This is a genomic window from Bradyrhizobium sp. RDI18 (assembly GCF_043203335.1).
In the GTDB taxonomy this organism is placed as follows: Bacteria; Pseudomonadota; Alphaproteobacteria; order Rhizobiales; family Xanthobacteraceae; genus Bradyrhizobium; species Bradyrhizobium retamae.
This window is the reverse complement of record NZ_JBICRN010000008.1, coordinates 1,216,504-1,238,934: the sequence shown is the minus strand read 5'-3', so window position 1 is coordinate 1,238,934 and position 22,431 is coordinate 1,216,504. Positions and strand designations below refer to the sequence as shown.

The following is a 22,431-nucleotide window of genomic DNA, read 5'->3' as shown; positions in this document are numbered from 1 at the left end:
TCGGACCATGTTGCGGATGTTCGTGGAAGAGGCGGCAGCGCTGGCGTCGATTACGCTGTTTGTCGGGATGATCGCGGTGTGGGCGCAGGTGATTCCGCAGCTTTGAGGCGCGGCGGAGGGCCGACCTGATTCGGCTTGCGGGGTGGGCTGGGGAAAAGCCGGATGGCGGGCGCGCAAGCGGCGTTCCGCGTGGACTCCGTCCGGCCAAGGTATCACCATTGCGGCAGCGAGTCGGCGCGCACCCAGCGGCCGATGATCGCTCCCCACCTTGATGCGAGAGCCCGTTAAGCGACCATGTCCAGTGCCGGATCTCGTTCATCTCCACGTTCATTCGGCCTATTCGCTGCTGAAGGGCTCCATCAAGATCGCCAAACTCGGCGAACTGGCGAAAGCCGACCGCCAGCCGGCGCTGGCGCTGACCGACACCGACAACATGTTCGGAGCGCTGGAATTCTCCGACAAGATGGCGGGCTACGGCATCCAGCCGATCGTCGGTTGCGAGCTAGCCGTCGATTTCGGCGACCAGGATCCCAACGCCCGTAATTCGCTTGCCGCCACGCCGTCGCGAATCGTCTTGCTGGCGGCGCGCGAGCGCGGTTACCGCAGCCTGATGCGGCTGAACTCGCGGGCGTTTTTGGAAACGCCGGTCCATCAATCCCCGCACATCAAGCTCGAATGGCTGGAAGGCGATGCCGAGGATTTGATCGCGCTGACCGGCGGCCCTGACGGCCCGATTTCGCTGGCGCTCAACGCCGATCACACAGCGCTTGCAGCCGCGCGGTATCGACCGGCTGGCGGGCCTGTTCGGCGATCGCCTCTATGTCGAATTGCAGCGCCATGGCATCGACAAGGAGCGTCGCGTCGAGGCCGGCCTGATCGATCTCGCTTACGCCAAGGGCCTGCCGCTGGTCGCGACCAACGAGCCATATTTCGCGTCGAACGACGACTATGAAGCCCATGATGCGTTGTTGTGCATCGCCGGCGGCAAGCTGATCGCCGAGACCGACCGCGAGCAGCTCACCCCCGATCACCGCTTCAAGACCCGCGCCGAAATGGCGGTGCTGTTTGCCGACATTCCGGAAGCGCTGGCCTCCACGATCGAGATCGCCGAACGCTGCTCGTTTCGCCCGAAGACGAGAAAACCGATCCTGCCGCGTTTCACCGTCGGCGCCGATCTGGCTCCGACGCGGCAACCGAAGAAGCCGCGGGCTGAAGCGTCAGGCCGAGGCGGGGCTCGCACGGCGTCTCCAGGTTCATGGCCTGTCGCCCGGCGCGACGGAAGAGGAATACCAGAAGCGTCTCGCCTTCGAGATCGACGTCATCAACCGCATGAACTATGCGGGCTACTTTCTGATCGTCTCGGACTTCATCAAATGGGCCAAGGCCCACGATATTCCGGTCGGTCCGGGCCGCGGCTCCGGCGCCGGCTCGCTGGTCGCGTACGCGCTCACCATCACCGACCTCGATCCCATTCGCTTTGGGCTACTGTTCGAGCGCTTCCTCAACCCCGAACGCGTCTCGATGCCGGACTTCGACATCGACTTCTGCCAGGACCGCCGCGGCGAGGTGATCGACTACGTGCAGCAGCGCTATGGCCGCGATCAGGTGGCGCAGATCATCACCTTCGGAACGTTGCAGGCGCGCGGCGTGCTGCGCGACGTCGGCCGCGTGCTGCAGATGCCCTACGGCCAGGTCGACAAGCTCACTAAACTGGTGCCGCAAAATCCCGCCGCGCCGGTGACGCTGGCGCAGGCGATCGAGGGTGAACCCAAGCTGCAGGCGTTTCGCGACGAGGACCCGGTGGTCGCGCGCGCCTTTGACATCGCCCAGCGCCTCGAAGGACTGACGCGCCACGCCTCGACCCACGCCGCCGGCATCGTGATCGGCGACCGGCCTCTAAGCGAACTGGTGCCGCTCTATCGCGATCCCAAATCCGACATGCCGGTGACCCAGTTCAACATGAAATGGGTCGAGCCGGCCGGGCTCGTGAAGTTCGACTTCCTCGGCCTGAAGACGCTGACTGTGCTCGACGTCGCGGTAAAACTGCTCAAACAGCGCAACATCCATGTCGACCTGGCGACGCTGCCGATCGACGATGCGCCGAGTTACCAGATGCTGGCGCGCGGCGATGTGGTCGGCGTGTTCCAGGTGGAAAGCCAGGGCATGCGGCGCGCGCTGATCGACATGCGCCCCGACCGTTTCGAGGACATCATCGCGCTGGTGGCGCTCTATCGCCCGGGTCCGATGGCCAACATCCCGACCTATTGCGCGCGCAAGCACGGCGACGAGGAGCCGGAATACCTGCATCCGATCCTGGAGCCGATCCTGAAAGAGACGTTCGGCGTCATCATCTATCAGGAACAGGTGATGCAGATCGCGCAGGTGATGGCCGGCTATTCCCTCGGCGACGCCGACCTCTTGCGCCGGGCGATGGGCAAGAAGATCCGCGCCGAGATGGAGAAGCAGCGCGCGATCTTCGTCGCCGGCGCCGTCAAGAACGGCGTGCCGAAGGGGCAGGCGGACACGATCTTCGAACTGCTCGCCAAATTCGCCGACTACGGCTTCAACAAAAGCCACGCCGCGGCTTACGCGCTGGTGTCCTACCACACCGCCTACATGAAGGCGCATTACCCGGTGGAGTTTCTGGCGGCGTCGATGACGCTCGAACTCAACAACACCGACAAGCTCTCGGAATTTCGCGCCGAGGCGCAGCGGCTCGGCATCAAGGTCGAGGCACCGAACATCAACCGTTCGGGCGCCACCTTCGAGGTCGGCGAGAAAACCATCTACTACGCGTTGGCGGCGCTGAAGGGCGTCGGCCTGCAGGCGGTCGAGCAGATCGTGGAGGAGCGCAAGAAGGGCGCCTTCACGTCGCTTGCGGACTTCGCCGCCCGCGTCAATCCGCGCGCGATCAACAAGCGCATCATCGAAAGCCTCGCCGCGGCCGGCGCATTCGACACGCTCGAGTCGAACCGCGCCCGTGTCTTTGCCGGGGCGGACGCGATACTCGCCGCCTGTCAGCGCAGCCACGAGGCGGCAACGATCGGTCAGAACGACATGTTCGGCAATGCTGCCGACGCGCCGACCATCATGCTGCCGCAGATCGAGCCCTGGTTGCCGGCCGAAAAACTCCGCCGCGAATACGATGCCGTCGGCTTCTTCCTGTCCGGTCATCCGCTCGACGACTACGCCACCGTGTTGAAGCGGCTGCGGGTGCAGTCCTGGGCGGAATTCTCGCGTGCCGTGAAGACCGGCGCGACCGCGGGCAGGGGTTGCGGCCACCGTGGTGTCGCGCATGGAGCGCCGCACCAAGACCGGCAACAAGATGGGCATCATGGGGCTGTCCGACCCGACCGGACATTTCGAGGCCGTGCTGTTTTCCGAAGGCCTGGCGCAATACCGCGACGTGCTGGAGCCGGGAGCGGCCGTATTGCTGCAGCTCGGCGCCGAGCTGCAGGGCGAAGACGTGCGCGCGCGGGTGCTGCATGCCGAGCCGCTGGATGACGCCGCGGCCAAAACCCAGAAGGGCCTGCGGATTTTCGTTCGCGACACCAAACCGCTGGATTCGATTGCGCGACGGCTCAACATGCCGGAAGCATCGGCGCAAAACGGTTCGGCCAAGGGCCTGCCGGCGAAGCCCGCGCCAGCGCCATCGGGCGGCGCCGATGGCGACGTTTCGCTCGTCATCATGCTCGATCTGCAGACCGAGGTGGAGATGAAGCTGCCGGGCCGCTTCAAGGTCTCGCCGCAGATCGCCGGTGCGATCAAGGCGGTCGCGGGCGTGGTGGACGTGCAGACGCTGTAGGCGGGCCGGAGCGGCGCGGATAGCGCTTGGCTGAGACGATGTGCTGGCCAATCTGTATCAGCATCATCGCGGTGCTGGCCGCGGCCCCTGCAGCTTGACGCGAGATAATCAAGGTCGCCCTCGCGTTCGGCGACGCTGGCGCGGCCCCAGGCTTCCTTGGCGGCCACGCCATCCAGGCGGGCCGCGTCTGGACCAAACCTCTTGGTCAGCTACAGCCCGAAGAAGCTCGGCTTCTTCTGACATCCTTCTGAGTTGGGCGACGGCGTTGCGCGGGGGCACTTCAACCCGCGCAACGATGCGTTTCGCGAATTCAAGAAGTTGTCATTGCCTTTTTCGATGCCGACCTACCCGAACCGTCATATAATCGAATTGAGGGGGAACTGTGCTGCATCACGGGAGTATTACCTGAAATCGCAGTTACGGAGGTCCGCCATGAAAGTCAAAGACGCGATGCACAAGGGCGTCGACTGGGTCAACCCCGATACGCCTATCACCGAAATCGCGAAGCTGATGCGAGAACATGACATCGGCTGCATTCCGATCGGAGAGGACGACCACCTCGTCGGGATGGTCACCGATCGCGACATCGTCTGCAAAGGGCTTGCGAACGGCAAGTTCGACCTCAGCCGTGCGCAGGCGCGCGACGTGATGACCGAAGGCATCCATTGCTGCCGCGAGGACGATGACCTTGCCAAGGCCGTCCATCACATGGAGACGCTGCAGGTCCGCAGGCTGCCGGTGATCAACAAGAGCAAGCGAATGGTCGGCATGATCAGCCTGGGCGACGTCAGCCGTTCGGCGCCCAATGATTTGCTGGCCGGATGCGTGAAGAGCGTTTCCGCCCATCACTGACGCGCGGCAGCCCTCGCGCTAACGAGTACAGCCCGCGTCGAAATCGACGCGGGCGCCGGCATGATCGAGCGGCCTCAATCGTGCGTGCTGAAGTGGCCGCGCCAGGCCTTGGCGTTGAGCCGCGCGAATTGCTCGCCGTCCATGCGGATCAGCGTCGCGTGATCGCCGGCCTCCATGTAGATATCCCGTCGCGGGTCGATGCTGTCGTCGACGATGACGTCGAGCCCATAGCACTCGCCAACCGGCGGGATCGCTCCAATGTCGCAGTCGACAAACAGCTCCGCGATCTCTTTTTTCGCTCGCCAGGTCGACCTTGTGGCCGAGCTGACTTTTCAGGGTCGACAGATGCAGGTGATGGGAGGCCGGAAGAACGGCCATCATGTAGCCGCCGTCACGGCGCAGCACGACGGCCTTGGCCAGCGCATCGCCCGGCACGTGGCAGGCTTCTGCTGTGCGCGTCGATGACTTCGTGGGGGCATGAGGGATCACGTCGTAGGTGACGCTTTGATCCAGGTATTTTTTGCAGGGTTGGGGCGACGGTCATGACGATTTCCTCCATTGCATGGGCATTCCGCACACCGGGAGGAACTCGCGCAGTCGCCTCACGATGCGGGCGAACACGATTTGGGTGAAAGGATACGCCCGCCGGGCGGCCGCGACAATGCGAATCTCCGTGCCGGAACCGGGAGGAGCGGGCATCCAGGGCTCGATTTGACTTGCACCATGCCTTGCTGAGAGCGCATTTGTTCAAGAAAGGTTCAGCTTAACGCGCGTCTCATACAGCGCGGGCGGAGACAGGGTGGGATCCCATGCGGGTAGCAAGAAGTTTTTCGATCCTCTCGGTGTGTCTCGTCGCGATGTCCGGTCTGGCCGGTCATTTGAGCTCCGCTGTTGCGCAACAGCAGGAAAAGCGCATCGCGCTGGTGGTCGGCAATGCCGCCTATGCGAAATCGCCGCTGGCAACCGCGGCCAACGATGCCGGCCTGATCGCCCAAACCTTGCAGGCGGCGGGATTCGACGTGATCGGCGCCCGCGACCTCGATGGCGACACGCTGCGCAAGAGTTTCCGCGACTTCATCCAGAAGGCCGAAAGCTCTGGGCCGGACACGGTCGCGATGGTCTATCTGGCCGGTTACGGGCTGCAATTGGCCGGCGACAACTATTTCGTGCCGGTCGATTCCGCGATCAACCGGGATACCGACGTTCCGACCGAGGCGTTGCGGACCGGCGACTACATCCGCCAACTCGCTTCGCTACCGTTGAAGGCCGGAATCGTCGTGCTGGACGCGGCGCGGCAGCAGCCGTTCGTCGAGGGACAGATCGCAAGCGGTCTCGCTCTGGTCGAGGCGGATCCGCATATGCTGATCGCGTTCAACGCGGCGCCCGGAACGGTAGCGCCTGCCGAGCAGGGACCATACGGCATCTACGCCCAATCGCTGGCCGAGATGATCCGGACCGGTGGATTGCCGCTGCCGGAGGTCTTCAATCGCCTACGGCTTCGCGTCAACGAAGCCAGCAAGGGCGCGCAAGTGCCCTGGGACAGCCAGAAGGTCGATGCGGCCTTTACGTTCTTCGAGCGCGCACCGGATGCGCCCGCCGCGCCGCCGCCGGATCAGGTCGCCGCCATCCGCAACAAGCCGATCCGCGATCTCGGCGTGCAGGAAGCCTATGCCGCGGCGCTGGAGCGCGACACGCTGCCGGCCTATGAGGATTTTCTCGCTGCCTATCCCGACGATCCCATGGCAAAGCGAGTGAGGGCGATCGTGGCGGCGCGGCGCGAAGCGATCACCTGGCGCCGCACCTACCGCGCCGACACCCCGAACGCCTATTGGTCGTATCTGCAACGTTACCCGCGCGGGCCTCATGCTGCCGATGCGCGCCGCCGCCTTGCCATTCTCACCGCGCCGCTCGAACCGCCGCCGACATTTGACGTTATCGACTACGACGTGCCGCCGCCGCCGCCGGAAGAGTTCATCTATGTCGATCGTCCGGTGCTGGCCTTCAGCGATCCCGAGTTCGACTTCGTGCCGCCACCACCGGCGCCGGTCTACTACCTGCCGCCGCCGCCGGATGATTTCGTGGTGCTGGAGCCGCCACCGCCGCCGATCGGGCTGTTCATCCTGCCGCAGCCGATCTTTGTGCCGATACCGGTCTATGTGAGGCCGCCGCGCTATGTCGCGCCGCCGCCGAACAACATCATCTTTGCCAACATCCACAACCGGACCGTGATCAACAACGTCATCAACAGGCCGCCGCAGCTCGCTTTGCCTGCGGCGGGACTTGGCGACAGGGGACGTCCCGGCTCCCCGGCAGCGAGGGTTGCGCCGGCCCAGGTTGGTGGCGCCACACCGACGCTGCCGCCTGCCGTGGCCCAACGGGCCACCTTGATCCAGCAGGGCAAAGCGCCGGTGCCGCCAAGCGCCACGATCAATCCTGCCGTGAGGACCGGTCTGCCCGGCGCTCCGGCCGGGCAGACCGGACGGCCGGGCGCGGTGCAGCCGGCGAACGCACCAGCCGCGCTGCCGTCGACACAGCCCGTGCCGAGGACAAACGCCCTGCCGGTTCCGGGCGCCAGGGGCGCGCCACCCACGCCCCCAAGTGCCGCCGTCAATCCGAACGCAAGGCCAGCGCCGGGTGCGTTGCGCCCGGGAACAGCGGCGCCCACCGCACCCGGCGCTGTCGGTGCGCAGCCGGCCATCGGCGCGACGGCTCCTGCGGCTCCGGCAGGCCGGCAGCCCGCGGTAACGCCGCCACCCAGTGCCGCCGCGCCATCAAGGCCGGCTGCGGCGATTGCGCCAAAACCTCAATTGCAACCTGAGCTGCGGCGTGGCCCACCACCGTCTGCCGTGAATGTGGCAAGGCCCCCATCACCGCCAGCAGCGCGAGTAGCTCCGGCATCGCCCCCGCCCAGGATGGCCGCGCCGCCATCGCCGCCGCCGCGGATGGCCGCGCCGTCGCCTCCACCCAGGATGGCTGCGCCGCCGGCCCCGCCGCCGCGGATGGCCGCGCCGTCGCCTCCACCCAGGATGGCTGCGCCGCCGGCCCCACCGCCGCGCATGGCCGCACCCCCACCGCCGCCGCCGCGGATGGCCGCGCCGCCACCGCCTCCACCGAGGATGGCCGCACCACCCCCGGCACCCGCGCGTATGGCCGCACCACCGCCGATGGCTGCACCGCGTGCGGCGCCGGCTCCGGCGGCCGCGGGCAGGGGGTGCCTGCCGGGCCGATGCTGATCGTTAGCCGGCCAGATCCCGGGTCTGGCCGGAGCGGCCCTAAATCGCTGATCTGGAAGACCGAAAAAACGGCCGTATTTCCTTGCTTCCGGCTGGAATCCGGCTATATAGCGCGCCATCTCACACGGAAACATGGCTCTCAAAGGCCGTCCGGTGGCAACCGGGCCAGTCAGGCTCGTTTGCTCACACGTTTCCGGAGGAACCAACCGGAGAACTATGACTATGGCGCTACCCGATTTTTCCATGCGTCAGCTCTTGGAAGCTGGCGTCCACTTTGGCCACCAATCGCACCGCTGGAATCCGAAGATGGCGGATTACATTTTCGGTGCCCGCAACAACATCCACATCATCGATCTCGCCCAGACCGTGCCGATGCTGCATCGCGCGCTGCAGGCGGTTTCCGACACGGTTGCCAAGGGCGGCCGCATCCTGTTCGTCGGCACCAAGCGCCAGGCGCAGGACGGCGTTGCCGAGGCGGCCAAGCGCTCGGCGCAGTATTTCGTCAATTCGCGCTGGCTCGGCGGCACGCTGACCAACTGGAAGACGATTTCGGGATCGATCAAGCGCCTGCGTCACCTCGATGAGGTGCTGTCGTCGGGCGAGGCCAACTCCTACACCAAGAAGGAGCGGCTGACGCTGCAGCGCGAGCGCGACAAGCTCGACCGCTCGCTCGGCGGTATCAAGGACATGGGCGGTCTTCCTGACATGATCTTCGTGATCGACACCAACAAGGAAGACATCGCGATCCAGGAAGCGCAGCGGCTCAACATTCCTGTTGCCGCGATCGTCGATACCAACTCGGACCCCAAGGGCATCACCTTCGTGGTGCCGGGGAATGACGATGCCGGCCGCGCCATTTCGCTGTATTGCGACCTGATTGCCCGCGCCGCCATCGACGGCATTTCGCGCGCGCAGGGCGATTCCTGAATCGATATCGGCGCCGCCGTTCAGCCGGTTCGCGAGGAAGTTCCGGCAGCGCCCCAGCCGACCGGCTTCCAGGGACTGGCCGGTCCGCGCGGCACTGCCGACAACCTCAAGAAGCTCACTGGCGTGTCGGGTACGATCGAGAAGAAGCTCAACGACCTCGGCATCTTCCATTACTGGCAGCTTGCCGAACTCGACCACGACACTGCGCACAAGATCGGTGAAGAGGTTGGTCTTCCGAGCCGCGCCGATGCCTGGGTCGCCCAGGCCAAGACGCTGACCGCGGAAGCGGAATAATTGGTTCGCCGCGTGGCCGGGTCTTCCGGCCACCGGTCCTGCTCCCCAGATACGGCATTCCCTGTAGCTGACGACGGCATGGCGCAAAGCGCGCGCCGCGCCCGCAGCTCACAGGCAAGAAGGATATTCGACGATGGCAACGATCACTGCGGCAATGGTCAAGGAACTGCGCGAGTCGACTGGCGCGGGCATGATGGACTGCAAGGCAGCGCTCACCGAAACCGCAGGCGACATGCAGGGCGCCCAGGATTGGCTGCGCAAGAAGGGCCTCTCGAAGGCCGCCAAGAAGGCCGGCCGGGTCGCGGCCGAAGGCCTGATCGGTGCGGTGACGTCGGGCACCAAGGGCGTCGTGGTCGAAGTCAATTCCGAGACCGATTTCGTCGCCCGCAATGAGCAGTTCCAGGGCCTCGTCAAGATGATCGCGCAGGTCGCGCTCGACGTCGGCGCCGACGTCGAGAAGATCAAGGCGGCGAAGGTCGGCAGCGTCACCGTCGAAACCGCGATTTCGGACGCGATCGCCACCATCGGCGAGAACATGACGCTGCGCCGTGCTGCCTCGCTCGAGGTCGGCAAGGGCGTGGTGTCGAGCTACATCCATGGCGCCGTGATCGATGGCGCCGGCAAGATGGGCGTGCTGATCGCGCTTGAATCCACCGGCAAGACCGATGAACTCGCGCATCTCGGACGTCAGCTTGCGATGCATGTGGCCGCGACCAATCCGCAGGCGCTGGATCCGTCCGGCCTCGACCCCGAGATCGTGAAGCGCGAAAAGGACGTGCTGGCCGACAAGTATCGCCAGCAGGGCAAGCCGGAAAACGTGATCGAGAAGATCGTCGAGTCCGGTCTGAAGACCTATTACAAGGAAGTCTGTCTGTTGGAGCAGGCGTTCATCCACGACGAAAAGGGCAAGTCGGTCGCGCAAGCTCTGAAGGAAGCCGAAGGCAAGATCGGCGCGCCTGTGAAGATTGCCGGCTTTGTGCGATATATGCTCGGCGAGGAGTCGAGAAGCAGGAATCCGATTTCGCAGCCGAAGTCGCGGCGGCCAGCGGCAAGAAGTAACCGCTGCGGTCACAGTCTTCCGGCGCAAATGCGCCGGAAGTCGCCTGCGCGGGAGAGGGAAGCGTAAGCAATGGCTGAGCCGGTCTATCGTCGCGTCGTGATCAAGCTCTCGGGCGAGTATCTCGCAGGTAGCCATTTCTTCGGTATCGACCAGCCAACCGTTGACCGCATCGCCGACGACCTGATCGCGGCCCACAAGCTCGGCGTCGAGGTGGCGGTCGTGATCGGCGGCGGCAACATCGTTCGCGGCGTGGAAGTGTCCTCGCGCGGCGTTTCGCGCCCGACCGGCGACACCATGGGCATGCTCGCCACCATGATGAACTGCCTGGCGCTGGAAGCCGCCATCGAGCGCAAGGAGCGCCGGCGCGGACCCTGTCGGCTTTTGTGATGCCCGAGATTTCCGAGCTGTTCACCCGCAGTGCAGCGCACAAATATCTCGCGGATGGACGAATCGTCCTGCTCGGCGGTGGAACCGGCAATCCATTCTTCACCACCGATACCACGGCGGTGTTGCGGGCGGCCGAGATCGGGGCGCAGGCGGTGCTCAAAGCCACCAATGTCGACGGCGTTTACAGCGCCGACCCCAAAAAGGACCCGTCCGCCAAGCGTTTTGATCGGCTGACGCATTCGCAGGCGATCGCCGGCGACTACAAGGTGATGGACGCGACTGCATTCGCGCTTGCCCGCGAGACGTCACTGCCTATCATCGTATTCTCGATCGCCGAGCCGGGTTCGATCGGCGCGATCCTGCGCGGGACCGGCCACGGCACGGTGGTTGCCGGCTGATATGCCGGTTGCAGTTTCGAACCGCGGCTTCAAGACGCCAGCGGCTGGTTTCCAAGGAGGGGAGAGCGTTATGCCCACGCCCGGTTTTGACATCAACGAATTGAAGCGCCGCATGCAAGGCGCCACACATGCGCTCAAGCACGAGCTCGGTGGCTTGCGGACCGGCCGCGCGGCGGCGTCCATGCTGGAGCCGGTGCAGGTCGAGGCCTACGGCTCGCACATGCCGCTCAACCAGCTCGCCACCGTCAGCGTGCCCGAGCCGCGGCTGCTTTCCGTCCAGGTGTGGGACAAGTCGATGGTGAAGGCCGTGGAGAAGGCGATCGTCGATTCCAATCTCGGCCTCTCGCCCGCGACCGAAGGACAAGTGCTGCGCCTGCGGATTCCCGAGCTTAACGAGGAACGGCGCAAGGAACTGGTGAAGGTCGCGCATAAATACGCCGAGGCCGCCAAGGTTGCCGTTCGCCACGTCCGCCGCGACGGCCTGGATATCGTCAAGAAGCTCGAGAAGAATCACGAGATTTCCGAAGACGATCAGGAGCGGCTCGCCAACGAGGTGCAGAAGGCGACCGACGGAACGATTGCGGAAATCGATCAGTTGCTGGCGGCGAAGGAAAAGGAAATCCTCACCGTTTGATGGCAACGTCCACGAGTTGAGACTGGCCCTGGAATTCAGATAATGCCGAACGCCGCCGCCCCCGCCACGGAAGGACCGGATCGCTCCGTCCCGTTGCATGTGGCGATCATCATGGACGGAAACGGGCGCTGGGCGGCAGCGCGCGGCTTGCCGCGCGCCGAAGGCCACCGCCGCGGCGTCGAGGCGCTGCGCCGCGTCGTTCGCGCTGCCCATGAACTCGGCGTGCTCTATCTGACGATCTTTTCGTTCAGCTCCGAAAACTGGTCGCGGCCGGCGACCGAAATCGGCGATCTCTTCGGATTGCTCCGCCGCTTCATCCGCAACGATCTGGCGACGCTGCACCGCGACGGCGTGCGCGTGCGCGTGATCGGCGAACGAGAGGGGCTGGAGCCCGATATCTGCACGCTCTTGAACGAGGCCGAGGAACTGACGAGAGCCAATACCAAGCTCCATCTCGTGGTCGCGTTCAATTACGGATCGCGCCAGGAAATTGCCGGCGCTGCCCAACGGCTGGCGCGTGAAGTCGCGGAGGGCAAGCGCGATCCCGCCTCGATCGATGCTGATACGCTCGGCCGCTATCTCGATGCACCTGACATTCCCGATCCCGACCTGATCATCCGCACCAGCGGCGAACAGCGGCTGTCGAACTTCCTGATGTGGCAGGCGGCCTATAGCGAACTTGTGTTCGTGCCGATCCACTGGCCCGATTTCGACAAGGCCGCGCTCGAAAGCGCCATTGCCGAATATGCCAGACGGGAACGCCGTTTCGGCGGTCTGGTTGCGAAAACCGGATCGTGACCGACCCCGAGCCCTCGCCGGCGGCAGCAAGCGCGCCCGACTCACGCAACCTCGTGATGCGTATCGCCGCCGCCGCGGTGCTGATCCCGCTTGCGGTCGCCATCGCCTATGCGGGCGGCTGGCTGTGGGCCGCACTGGTGACGCTGGCGGCCGTCGGCCTGTTCGTCGAATGGCTCGCGATCGTGGGCCTCGCCGGGGCAACACGTGTGATTGCCCCGGGCGTGGCCGCGCTTGCGCTCGGCGGGATTTGCTTTGCGATCGGCCGGCTCGATGCCGCCCTGATCGTGCTCGGCATCGGCCTTGTCGCTGTTGTGTCGATCGCGCCGGAGCGGCGAAACTGGGCGGCGGCCGGATTTCTGTACGCGGCGGCGGCCGAGATTGCCTCGGTGCTGGTGCGTCTGGATTCCACGAAGGGTTTTGCCGCCCTGATGTTCGTGCTGCTGATTGTGTGGGTGACCGATAGTGGCGGCTATTTCGCGGGCCGCGGTATTGGCGGGCCGAAACTGTGGCCGCGCGTCAGCCCGAAAAAGACCTGGGCCGGCGCCGTCGGCGGTTTTGCTGCCAGTCTGGCCGTGGCAGGCGGATTTGCCGCCTTTGGTCTCGGCAAAGTGGGGCCGCTGCTGGTGCTTTCGGCGGCCCTTTCGGTCGTTTCGCAGCTCGGCGACCTCTTCGAATCCGCCGTGAAGCGCCGTTTTGGCGTAAAGGACTCAAGTCACATCATCCCCGGCCATGGCGGACTAATGGATCGTCTGGATGGGTTTGTCGCAGCCGTTGTCGTGGCGGCACTTTTCGGCTTTCTGCGGGGCGGCGCCGATGGCGTCGGTCGCGGTCTTATGGTTTGGTGAAACGATGAGCGCAGTTCCGTTGCGTAACAACAAGGCCGCTTGGTCGGATGCGCGCACCGTCACGGTGCTGGGCGCCACCGGTTCCATCGGCGACAGCACCATGGATCTGCTGCGCGGTGCGCGCGACCGCTATCAGGTCGAGGCGCTGACCGCGAATTCCAATGTCGAAGCGCTGGCCAGGCTGGCGAAGGAATTCGGCGTACGATCTGCGGCGATCGCCGACCCCGCGCGCCTTGGCGAACTGAAGGATGCGCTGGCAGGCACGAACATCGAATGCGGCGCCGGCGAAAGCGCGATCATCGAGGCCGCGGCGCGTCCCGCCGACTGGGTGATGGCGGCGGTGAGCGGCGCGGCCGGGCTGAAGCCCGCGCTCGCTGCGGTCGACCGCGGCGCCGCCGTCGCATTGGCGAACAAGGAATGCCTGGTGTGTGCCGGCGATTTCTTCATGCAGCGCGCGGCGAAGGCCGGCGCCTGCATCCTCCCGGCGGATTCCGAACACAACGCGCTGTTTCAGGCGCTCTCTTCCGGCAATCGCGAGGAATTGGTGCGCGTGATCATCACCGCATCCGGTGGCCCGTTCCGCACTTGGGCGCCGGCCGACATCGAGCAGGCGACGCTTGAGCAGGCCTTGAAGCATCCGAACTGGAGCATGGGCCAGAAGATCACCATTGATTCGGCCTCGATGATGAACAAGGGTCTCGAAGTCATCGAAGCCTCCTATCTGTTCGCGCTTTCGGCTGACGAGATCGACGTCCTCGTGCATCCGCAGTCGATCATCCACGGCATGGTCGAATTCTCCGATCGCTCTGTGGTTGCGCAGCTCGGTGCGCCCGACATGCGCATCCCGATCGCGCACTGCCTTGATGGCCCGATCGGATCGTTGGCCCGTCGGCCAGGCTGGACCTCGCAAAAATCGGCCAGCTCACGTTCGAGGCGCCGGACTTCGAGCGGTTCCCGGGCTTGCGGCTGGCCTACGAGGCGTTACGTACAGGACGTGGCGCGACCACGGTATTCAACGCCGCCAACGAGGTGGCGGTGGCGGCGTTCATCGCCGGAAAGATCAAATTCGATCGATCGCGCGCCTCGTCGAAGCCACCATCAACGATTGATCTTGTGCCGGGAACCTTGCGCCTTTGAGCTCGGCGGACGACGCGATCTCGGTTGACCATAACGCGCGAAATCGAGCCGCCTCCCTATTGCCTCAAATTGCCTTAAAGGCATCCTAGAGGGTTGGGGACGGAGCCATCGGCTCTTGTCGAGGGGAACCTGATGTCAGAGTTTTTTCTAAGCAGTTTCAGTACGTTGGGCCACGGGCTCATCGGCTACATCATTCCCTTTTTGTTCGTTCTGACCATCGTCGTGTTCTTTCATGAACTCGGCCACTTCCTGGTCGCCCGCTGGGCGGGCGTGAAGGTGTTGACGTTCTCGCTCGGGTTCGGGCCGGAACTTGCCGGCTTCAACGACCGTCACGGCACGCGCTGGAAGATCTCCGCGATCCCGCTCGGCGGCTACGTAAAGTTCTTCGGCGACGAATCGGAGGCCTCGACGCCCGCATCGGCCGAATCGCTCGCCCGCATGAGCGAGGAAGAGCGCGCAGGCAGCTTCCATCACAAGAAAGTCGGCGCGCGCGCAGCCATCGTGGCCGCCGGTCCGATCGCGAATTTCATTCTGGCGATCGTCATTTTCACCTGTCTCTTCACTTTCTTCGGCAAGCCGAGCACGACGGCACGCGTCGACAAGATCGAAGCAAGCAGCGCCGCCGAGCGGGCGGGCTTTCAGGTCGGCGATGTCGTCACCGCCATCGACGGCAAGAAGATCGGCAGCTTCTCCGACATGCAGCGCTTCGTGAGCGTTCGCGCCGGCGAGACCATGACGTTCACCGTCAAGCGGGGTGATTCCACGCTTGAATTGAAGGGCACGCCGGAACTGCGCGAGGTGAAGGATCCGTTCGGAAATACCCAGCGGCTCGGAATTCTCGGCATTACCTGTGCGACCTCGCCGGGCGAGGTGACCACCGAGAAGGTCGATCCGGCGACCGCATTCTGGCTCGGAATCAAGGAAACCTGGTTCGTCATCGAGCAGACGCTCGCCTATATCGGGAACATTTTTACCGGCCGGGCGAGCGCGGACCAGATCGGCGGGCCGATCTGATCGCGCAGATTTCGGGGCAGGTGGCTACCTTGGGAATCATTCCGCTGCTGCATCTGGCGGCGGTGCTGTCGATTTCGATCGGGCTATTGAATTTGTTCCCGGTGCCCTTGCTCGATGGCGGTCACCTTATGTTCTACACGGCCGAGGTGCTCCGCGGGCGTCCATTGTCGGAAAAATCCCAGGAATACGGGTTCCGAGTCGGGCTGGTTTTGGTCCTGATGCTGATGGTCTTCGCCTTCTATAATGACTTCCATCAGGTGCCCTGGCTGAAGGGGCTGTTCGGGAGATCGTAGACGCGGCTTTTTATGACGTTGCCCTTTGGCAACGTCTTGGAATGAAATTGAATCGCATCGCGATGTCTGGTTTGCCCCCCTGTCGAAATTGGCTACAAGCAATGCAACTTTGGGATTCTGCCGGTTCGTAGGGGTACGAGCCGGCAGTGCACTGACGAGGGCGCGTTGCGCATGATGTTGGGAATGCGAGTGCGGGGGGTCTGCTGGCCGCTCTGATCATGGTGGCCGCGCCGATGGGGGGCGCGTTGGTGTCTGTGCCGGCTGCGGCCCAGACCGCGGCGTCGATCGTCGTTGAGGGGAACCGGCGTGTCGAGGTCGAGACCATCCGCTCCTATTTCAAGCCAGGCCCCGGCGGCCGCCTCGGGCAGGCCCAGATCGACGATGGTCTGAAGGCGCTGATCGAGACCGGCCTGTTCCAAGACGTGCGAATCAACCAGGTCGGCGGCCGGCTGGTCGTGACGGTCGTCGAAAACGCCGTGATCGGGCGCATCGCCTTCGAAGGTAACAAGAAGGTCAAGGACGAACAGCTTTCGGCTGAAATCCAGTCCAAGCCGCGCGGTACTTTCTCGCGTCCGATGGTCCAGTCGGACGCCCAGCGCATCGCCGAAATCTACCGGCGCTCCGGCCGCTATGACGTGCGCGTCACCCCGGAAATCATCGAGCAGCCGAACAACCGCGTCGACCTGATCTTCACGATCACCGAAGGCACCAAAACCGGCGTCAAGTCGATCGAGTTTATCGGCAACGTCGCGTATTCGTCCTATCGTCTGAAGGACGTCATCAAGACGCGCGAATCGAACCTTCTGAGCTTCCTCGGCGGTGCCGACGTCTACGATCCCGACCGGGTCGAGGCCGACCGCGATCTGATTTGTCGCTTCTACCTCAAGAACGGTTACGCCGACGTGCAGGTGGTCGCCGCGCTGACCGAGTATGACCCCGACAAGAAGGGCTTCCTCGTCACCTTCAAGATCGACGAGGGGCAGCAATATCGCGTCGCCTCCGTCGATTTCCAGACCTCCATCCCGACCCTCGATGCCAACTCGATGCGCGGCTTCTCGCGCGTCAGCGTCGGCTCGGTCTACAATGCCGAGGCGCTGGAGAAATCCGTCGAGGAAATGCAGATCGAGGCTTCGCGGCGCGGCTACGCCTTTGCGGTAGTGCGTCCGCGCGGCGATCGCAATTTCGAGCAGCACACCGTTTCGATCGTGTTCGCCGTCGACGAAGGCCCGCGAACCTATATCGAGCGCATCAACGTCCGCGGCAACACCCGTACCCGCGACTACGTGATCCGCCGCGAGTTCGACCTGTCCGAAGGCGATGCCTACAACCGCGCCCTGGTCGATCGCGCCGAGCGCCGGCTGAAGAACCTCGACTTCTTCAAGAGCGTGAAGATCTGACCGAGCCCGGCTCGTCGACCGATCGTGTGATCCTGATCGTCGATCTCGAAGAGAAATCGACCGGCGACTTCTCGGTGTCGGGCGGCTATTCGACCACGGACGGCGCGCTGGCCGAAGTCAGCATCTCCGAGCGCAACTTCCTCGGCCGCGGCCTGTATGCGAAGGCTGCCGTGACCTACGGCCAGTACGCGCGCGGCGGCTCGCTGTCGTTCGTCGATCCCTATCTGTTTGACTACCGCGTCGCGCTTGGCCTCGACCTGTTCTATCGTGAACAGCTCGCCAACAGCTACATCGCGTACGGCACCAAGACGCTGGGCTTCAGCCCGCGGCTCGGCTTCACCCTGCGCGAAGATCTCGCGCTTCAGTTGCGCTACTCGATCTACCAGCAGGAAATCTCACTGCCGAACGCGCTCGCGAACTGTAACAACAACTCGGCGAACTCGTTGCTCGCGTTCAACCCATCGCCGGCATATGCGCAGCTCAACGGCGTTCCCGCGGGCGGATCGATCACGGAGGGAGGCCAAACCGCCACTGACGTCTCCGGCCAGGGCCTGTGGTGCTACTTCGACGGCGAAGCCTCGCTGCCGGTCCGCAGGGAGCTGCAAAGCGGCAAGACGTTGACCTCGTCGGTCGGTTATTCGCTGAACTACAACACGCTGGACAACAACAAGAACCCGACCGACGGCTTGCTGATCGACTGGAAACAGGACTTCGCCGGTGTCGGCGGCGACGTGAGCTACATCAAGTCGGCAATCGACGCGAAGTACTACACCCCGCTGGTCGCCGATATCGTCGGCCTGATCCATCTCCAGGGTGGTATTCTCAACCAGTTCGGGGGCAGCGAACTGCGCATGCTGGATCACTTCCAGATGGGCCCGAACCTGGTGCGCGGTTTTGCGCCGAATGGTATTGGTCCGCGCGATTTGAACCCGTTCGGCACGCGTGACGCGCTCGGCGGCACCAAGTACTGGGGCGCGTCGTTCGAATTGCAGATGCCGTTCTGGTTCCTGCCGAAGGAAGTCGGGCTCAAGGGCTCGGTCTATGCCGACGCCGGCGGACTGTTCGACTACAAGGGACCGACGTCGTGGGCGGCAACGGGCGAGGTCAATGTGCCCGGCTGCGTCCCGCCGACGCAGGCGACGGCGACGACTGTGGCTAATCCTGGAACTTGTTTGGGATTGCAGTACGACAACGGCAACGTCGTTCGCACCTCGGTGGGTGTCGGCTTGATCTGGGCCTCGCCCTTCGGTCCGCTCCGCTTCGACTATGCGGTTCCGCTTACGAAGGGCCAGTTTGACCGCGTGCAGGAATTCAAGTTTGGCGGTGGCACATCGTTCTGAGGTGTCTTGAAGCGAAATGGACTAAGGTCCGCGTGACGAGAACACCAAGGAATAAGGGGAGGGTTCGGCTTCGCGTCTTCGAAGCCGGCTCTCTGGTGTGAATAGCGGCCGGACTGCGACGGGTGAAATGGCGCAGCCGATATTCTTCAAGCAACCTCCTTCCTCAACGCTGGCCGAGCTGGCCGCGTTGACGGGAGCGATATTGGTCGACCCTGCGCGGGACGGTGACGTGATCAGGGCCTCGCTTCGCTCGACGAAGCCGGTCCGATGCATCTGGCGTTCTTCGATAATCTCAAATACGCCGATCAGCTCAAGGCGACCAAAGCCGGCGCTTGCCTGGTCAGCCCGCGTTTCGAGGCCCAGGTGCCCGCCCATGTGGCGGTGCTGCGGGCGGCCCAGCCGTTCCGCGCCTTCGTGAAGCTGGCGCGCGAGTGGCACGCCGATGCGCTCCGCCCGCAATCCTGGTTCGACAATGACGGCATCGCGCCATCGGCGATCATCGACCCGTCCGCCCATCTCGAGGATGGCGTCATCGTCGATCCGCTCGCGGTGATCGGCCCGCGGGTCGAGATCGGCACTGGCACCGTAATCGGTGCCGGCGCGGTGATCGGCGCCGACGTCAAAATCGGCCGCGACTGCAATGTAGGTGCGCGCAGCGCGATCCAGTTCGCCCTGATCGGCAACAACGTGCTGATCCACCCCGCCTGCAGCATCGGCCAGGACGGTTATGGCTTCATTTTCTTCGGCCCCGAGGGCCATCTGAAGGTGCCCCAGACCGGCCGCGTCCTGATCCAGAACGATGTCGAGATCGGCGCCGGCACCACCATCGACCGCGGCAGCCTGCGGGATACGGTGATCGGCGAGGGCACCAAAATCGACAATCAGGTCCAGATCGGCCACAATGTGACCATCGGCAGGCACTGCCTGCTCGCGGCCCAGATCGGGCTCGCGGGCAGCCTGACGATCGGTGACAACGTCGCGCTGGGGGCGAAGGTGGGCATCAACAACCACCTCAAGATCGGCGATGGCGCCCAGGTGACGGCGATGAGCGGGGTCAAGGACGACATTCCGCCCAACGGCCGCTGGGGCGGTTTCTTTGCAAAGCCGACCAGGCAGTGGTTCAAGGAGATTATTGCAGTGGAGCGGCTGGCGCAGGGTGGCGCCGTCGATCCGAAAGGCGAAGGGCGCGAGTGATGGAGGAGGCACAGGTCAGGTTTGAACTCGTGGATATCAACGAGATCCTCAAGACGCTCCCGCACCGTTATCCAATGCTGCTGATCGATCGGGTGATCAAGATCCGGACCGACTACAGCGGCATCGGCATCAAGAACGTTACCTTCAACGAGCCGCCGTTTCTCGGCCATTTCCCCGAACGTCCGGTCTATCCCGGCGTGATGATGATCGAGGCCATGGCGCAGACCGCCGGCGTGATCGGCATCAAGTCGGTCGAGGGCACCGAAAAGCCGCGCGCGGTTTATTTCCTCACCATCGACAAGTGCAAATTCCGCAAGCCGGTGATGCCCGGCGACACCATCGAGTACCACATGCGCTCGATCGGCCGCCGCAAAGCGATGTGGTGGTTTCACGGCGACGCCAAGGTAAATGGTGCCGTGGTTGCGGAAGCCGACGTCGGCGCGATGCTGACGGATTGAGCCGGATTGAATTTGCCCGTCACACAACTGACGTCTTCCTGATGCCTTGGTACAATCCTTGGTAGTGGAAGCCCATTTGCGAGGTCGATTGACGAGATTTGCTGATTAGATCCGGCTTGGGTCCACGTTTTTTAACGGAGGCGTCCTTGAACAAGTTTGCGTCCATCATTTCGTGTTTGGTCATTTTTCTGCTGATGCCGTCGCAAGGTTACGCGGCAGATCTCAACGGTCTTGTCGCGTCCCTCAAGGGTGGCGGCTACGTCATCGTGTTTCGACACGGCGCCACCGACGATAGCCAGAAGGACATCTACCCCTTCAAATTCGACGATATGAGTGCACAGCGCCAACTGAGCGAGAAAGGCCGCACGCTTGCGCGCGAACTTGGGGCTGCGCTCGCGAAACTCGGCATACCGATCGGCGAGGTCTACACTAGCCAGCTAAACCGCGCGGTCGAGACCGGCAAGCTGCTCAGCGGCAAGGACGTCTCTCCCGTCGACGCCCTGACCGACAGCGGCGCCGGCAGTGCGTCGGCGATGGCGAACCCCGACGGCAAGAACGCCAAAATTGGGCGCGCCATCCGCGATCTCGTCAATGCGCCTCTGAAAGCCGGCGTCAATAATGTGGTGGTGACACACAAGACCAACGTCGCCGATGCCTTCGGAAAGGAGTTTGGCGATATCCGCGAGGGCGAGGCGCTCGTCTACAAGACCGGTGGCTCGGGCCCGGCCGTCCTGGTCGCGCGCGTACAACCTGGCGAATGGATTGCTCAGACCGGCAGCTAGAGCCTTTTTCGCTTCTGATTGAATCAGAACCGGGCTTTAGATTCTTGTTTTGACGCGTTTTCTTGACGCGAACCGATGTCTGCCCGGATCAAGTCCGGGGGCAGGCTTTCACCGGACAGCGCTCTAGAGGGACACCGTTCGGCCGTGCATCAACTTTTGGGTGATCGGTCCAGCCTAATTGTGACATGTTGAAGGAACTTCAGCCGGCCCAGCAGCTTTATAGATGCCGTGGGGAATCTGTTGGCGGATGGCCGCATGAAGTCTCTCTGGGTCGGTGTTGCACTGCTAGGCGCAGCTATTGTTCTCGGCGGACATGCCGTAGCCCGCGATGACGGTCGCTACGCCAAATCCCCGCTCAAGTCGTGGTTCGACAGCCTCAGGAGCGGAAAGGGGCCATGTTGCTCCGACGCTGATGGCTCTGCTGTCGCCGATGTCGATTGGGAATCCAAGGACGGTCATTACCGCGTGCGGCTCGAGGGCCAATGGATCGATGTCCCCGACGATGCGGTGATTACCGAGCCCAATCGCGCCGGCCGAACCATGGTGTGGCCGATGAAAGACTCGCTCGGGATTTCGATCCGCTGCTTCCTGCCCGGCAGCATGACATAGCGACGGCTTGTCTCGGCCTTCGGGAAATCGGACGGCAGCGGACGGAATCTTGCAGGCGTTGCGCGCCCGACACATGACGTAATCATACGTCACTAGACAGCATTGAAATGCCGCGCTAACCACCGGAAAACGCGAGATATTCGCGCGCAATCGATGGGCTGGGCTGCTTGATGGGTACGATCGATCCAACCGCGCGGGTTGAGGATGGCGCTGTGATCGGCGAGGGGACAACAATCGGTCCCTATTGCATCGTCGGGCCGAACGTCGTCATCGGCGCGAACTGCAAGTTGATCGCGCATGTGAACGTGGCGGGGCATACGACCATCGCCGATAGCTGTGTCATTTACCCGTTTTCTGCATTGGGAGGCCCGCCACAGGACCTCAGCTATCGCGGTGAACCGACCCGGCTCGAGGTCGGCGAGGGATGCACCATCCGCGAAGGCGTAACGATGAATACCGGAACGAAGAAGGGCGGCGGCCTCACGCGGGTGGGCGCACGCGGTTACTTCATGAACAACAGCCATGTCGGCCACGATTGCGTCGTGGGGAGCGATGTTATCTTCGCGACGTCTGCGACGCTGGGCGGTCATTGCGAGATCGGCGATTTCGTCTACATCGGCGGGCTCTCGGCCGTGCATCAGTTCACGCGGATCGGGCCGCAGGTGATGGTCGGTGGCGTCTGCGGCGTCCGCGGCGACATCATTCCGTTCGGGCTCGCCAATGGACAATATGCCACTCTCGAAGGGCTGAACATCATCGGCATGAAGCGCCGCAAGTTCACCAGGGAGCGGCTCGCCAAGGTGCGCTCGTTCTACCAGAAGCTGTTTCACGGGCCCGGTGTTTTTGCCGAGCGGCTGAATGCGGTGCAGCCGATGGCTGGAGAGGATCCGGCGATCGCCGAAATCCTCGCCTTCATCGGCAACGGTAAACTTCGTCCGCTCTGCCTTCCTACCGGCGACGGCAACAAGCCTTGA

Annotated in this window: 9 protein-coding genes and 10 pseudogenes; 17 read left to right on the top strand and 2 right to left on the bottom strand. The window is 63.8% G+C overall.

Annotated features, from left to right (window positions below; translation table 11 throughout):
- Window positions 1-271 precede the first annotated feature (271 nt).
- Both dnaE and ACFXS9_RS14750 read left to right on the top strand, forming a co-directional pair.
- Window positions 272-3,805, top strand: a pseudogene (gene dnaE, locus ACFXS9_RS14755) (DNA polymerase III subunit alpha).
- Between the two features lie 432 nt (window positions 3,806-4,237).
- Complete coding sequence (locus ACFXS9_RS14750; protein WP_392689888.1) at window positions 4,238-4,657, top strand: CBS domain-containing protein; 420 nt, start codon at window positions 4,238-4,240, stop codon at window positions 4,655-4,657.
- 176 nt (window positions 4,658-4,833) lie between these two features.
- Here the strand turns inward: ACFXS9_RS14750 and ACFXS9_RS14745 are convergent.
- Window positions 4,834-4,908, bottom strand: a pseudogene (locus ACFXS9_RS14745) (hypothetical protein); the annotation flags it as partial.
- A 118-nt stretch (window positions 4,909-5,026) separates the two neighbouring features.
- A pseudogene (locus tag ACFXS9_RS14740) lies at window positions 5,027-5,092 on the bottom strand (hypothetical protein); the annotation flags it as partial.
- 374 nt (window positions 5,093-5,466) lie between these two features.
- Here ACFXS9_RS14740 and ACFXS9_RS14735 point away from each other — a divergent pair.
- The 15 genes and pseudogenes from ACFXS9_RS14735 to lpxA all read left to right on the top strand — a co-directional run bounded on the left by ACFXS9_RS14735 (window position 5,467) and on the right by lpxA (window position 22,431).
- Complete coding sequence (locus ACFXS9_RS14735; RefSeq protein WP_392689886.1) at window positions 5,467-7,890, top strand: caspase family protein; 2,424 nt, start codon at window positions 5,467-5,469, stop codon at window positions 7,888-7,890.
- Window positions 7,891-8,112: 222 nt separating this feature from the next.
- Window positions 8,113-9,111, top strand: a pseudogene (locus ACFXS9_RS14730) (30S ribosomal protein S2).
- A 133-nt stretch (window positions 9,112-9,244) separates the two neighbouring features.
- Window positions 9,245-10,170: pseudogene (gene tsf, locus ACFXS9_RS14725) on the top strand (translation elongation factor Ts).
- A 70-nt stretch (window positions 10,171-10,240) separates the two neighbouring features.
- Window positions 10,241-10,956, top strand: a pseudogene (gene pyrH, locus ACFXS9_RS14720) (UMP kinase).
- Window positions 10,957-11,026: 70 nt separating this feature from the next.
- Window positions 11,027-11,590 (top strand): ribosome recycling factor, encoded by a 564-nt coding sequence (gene frr, locus ACFXS9_RS14715; RefSeq protein ID WP_057843034.1) that lies wholly within the window; start codon window positions 11,027-11,029, stop codon window positions 11,588-11,590.
- A gap of 42 nt (window positions 11,591-11,632) precedes the next feature.
- Window positions 11,633-12,388, top strand: coding sequence for an isoprenyl transferase (locus ACFXS9_RS14710; protein WP_392689884.1), 756 nt, complete (start codon window positions 11,633-11,635; stop codon window positions 12,386-12,388).
- Window positions 12,385-13,233, top strand: a complete 849-nt coding sequence (locus tag ACFXS9_RS14705; protein ID WP_392689882.1) for a phosphatidate cytidylyltransferase — start codon at window positions 12,385-12,387, stop codon at window positions 13,231-13,233. The genes ACFXS9_RS14710 and ACFXS9_RS14705 overlap by 4 nt, the downstream gene beginning before the upstream one ends.
- Before the next feature lie 4 nt (window positions 13,234-13,237).
- A pseudogene (gene dxr, locus ACFXS9_RS14700) lies at window positions 13,238-14,459 on the top strand (1-deoxy-D-xylulose-5-phosphate reductoisomerase).
- A 43-nt stretch (window positions 14,460-14,502) separates the two neighbouring features.
- Window positions 14,503-15,677 (top strand): annotated as a pseudogene (rseP, locus tag ACFXS9_RS14695) (RIP metalloprotease RseP).
- Between the two features lie 171 nt (window positions 15,678-15,848).
- Window positions 15,849-18,414 (top strand): annotated as a pseudogene (gene bamA, locus ACFXS9_RS14690) (outer membrane protein assembly factor BamA).
- A 127-nt stretch (window positions 18,415-18,541) separates the two neighbouring features.
- Window positions 18,542-19,608, top strand: a pseudogene (gene lpxD, locus ACFXS9_RS14685) (UDP-3-O-(3-hydroxymyristoyl)glucosamine N-acyltransferase).
- Window positions 19,608-20,066: a 3-hydroxyacyl-ACP dehydratase FabZ gene (gene fabZ / locus ACFXS9_RS14680; protein WP_392689880.1), complete on the top strand. Its 459-nt coding sequence runs from the start codon at window positions 19,608-19,610 to the stop codon at window positions 20,064-20,066. Before lpxD ends, fabZ begins: the two are co-directional and overlap by 1 nt.
- A gap of 146 nt (window positions 20,067-20,212) precedes the next feature.
- On the top strand, window positions 20,213-20,848 hold the full coding sequence (locus ACFXS9_RS14675) for a histidine phosphatase family protein (protein ID WP_392689878.1): 636 nt from the start codon (window positions 20,213-20,215) through the stop codon (window positions 20,846-20,848).
- 255 nt (window positions 20,849-21,103) lie between these two features.
- A complete protein-coding gene (locus ACFXS9_RS14670; RefSeq protein WP_392689876.1) occupies window positions 21,104-21,457 on the top strand; it encodes a hypothetical protein in 354 nt (117 codons plus the stop codon).
- Window positions 21,458-21,627: 170 nt separating this feature from the next.
- Window positions 21,628-22,431: an acyl-ACP--UDP-N-acetylglucosamine O-acyltransferase gene (gene lpxA, locus ACFXS9_RS14665; protein ID WP_392689874.1), complete on the top strand. Its 804-nt coding sequence runs from the start codon at window positions 21,628-21,630 to the stop codon at window positions 22,429-22,431.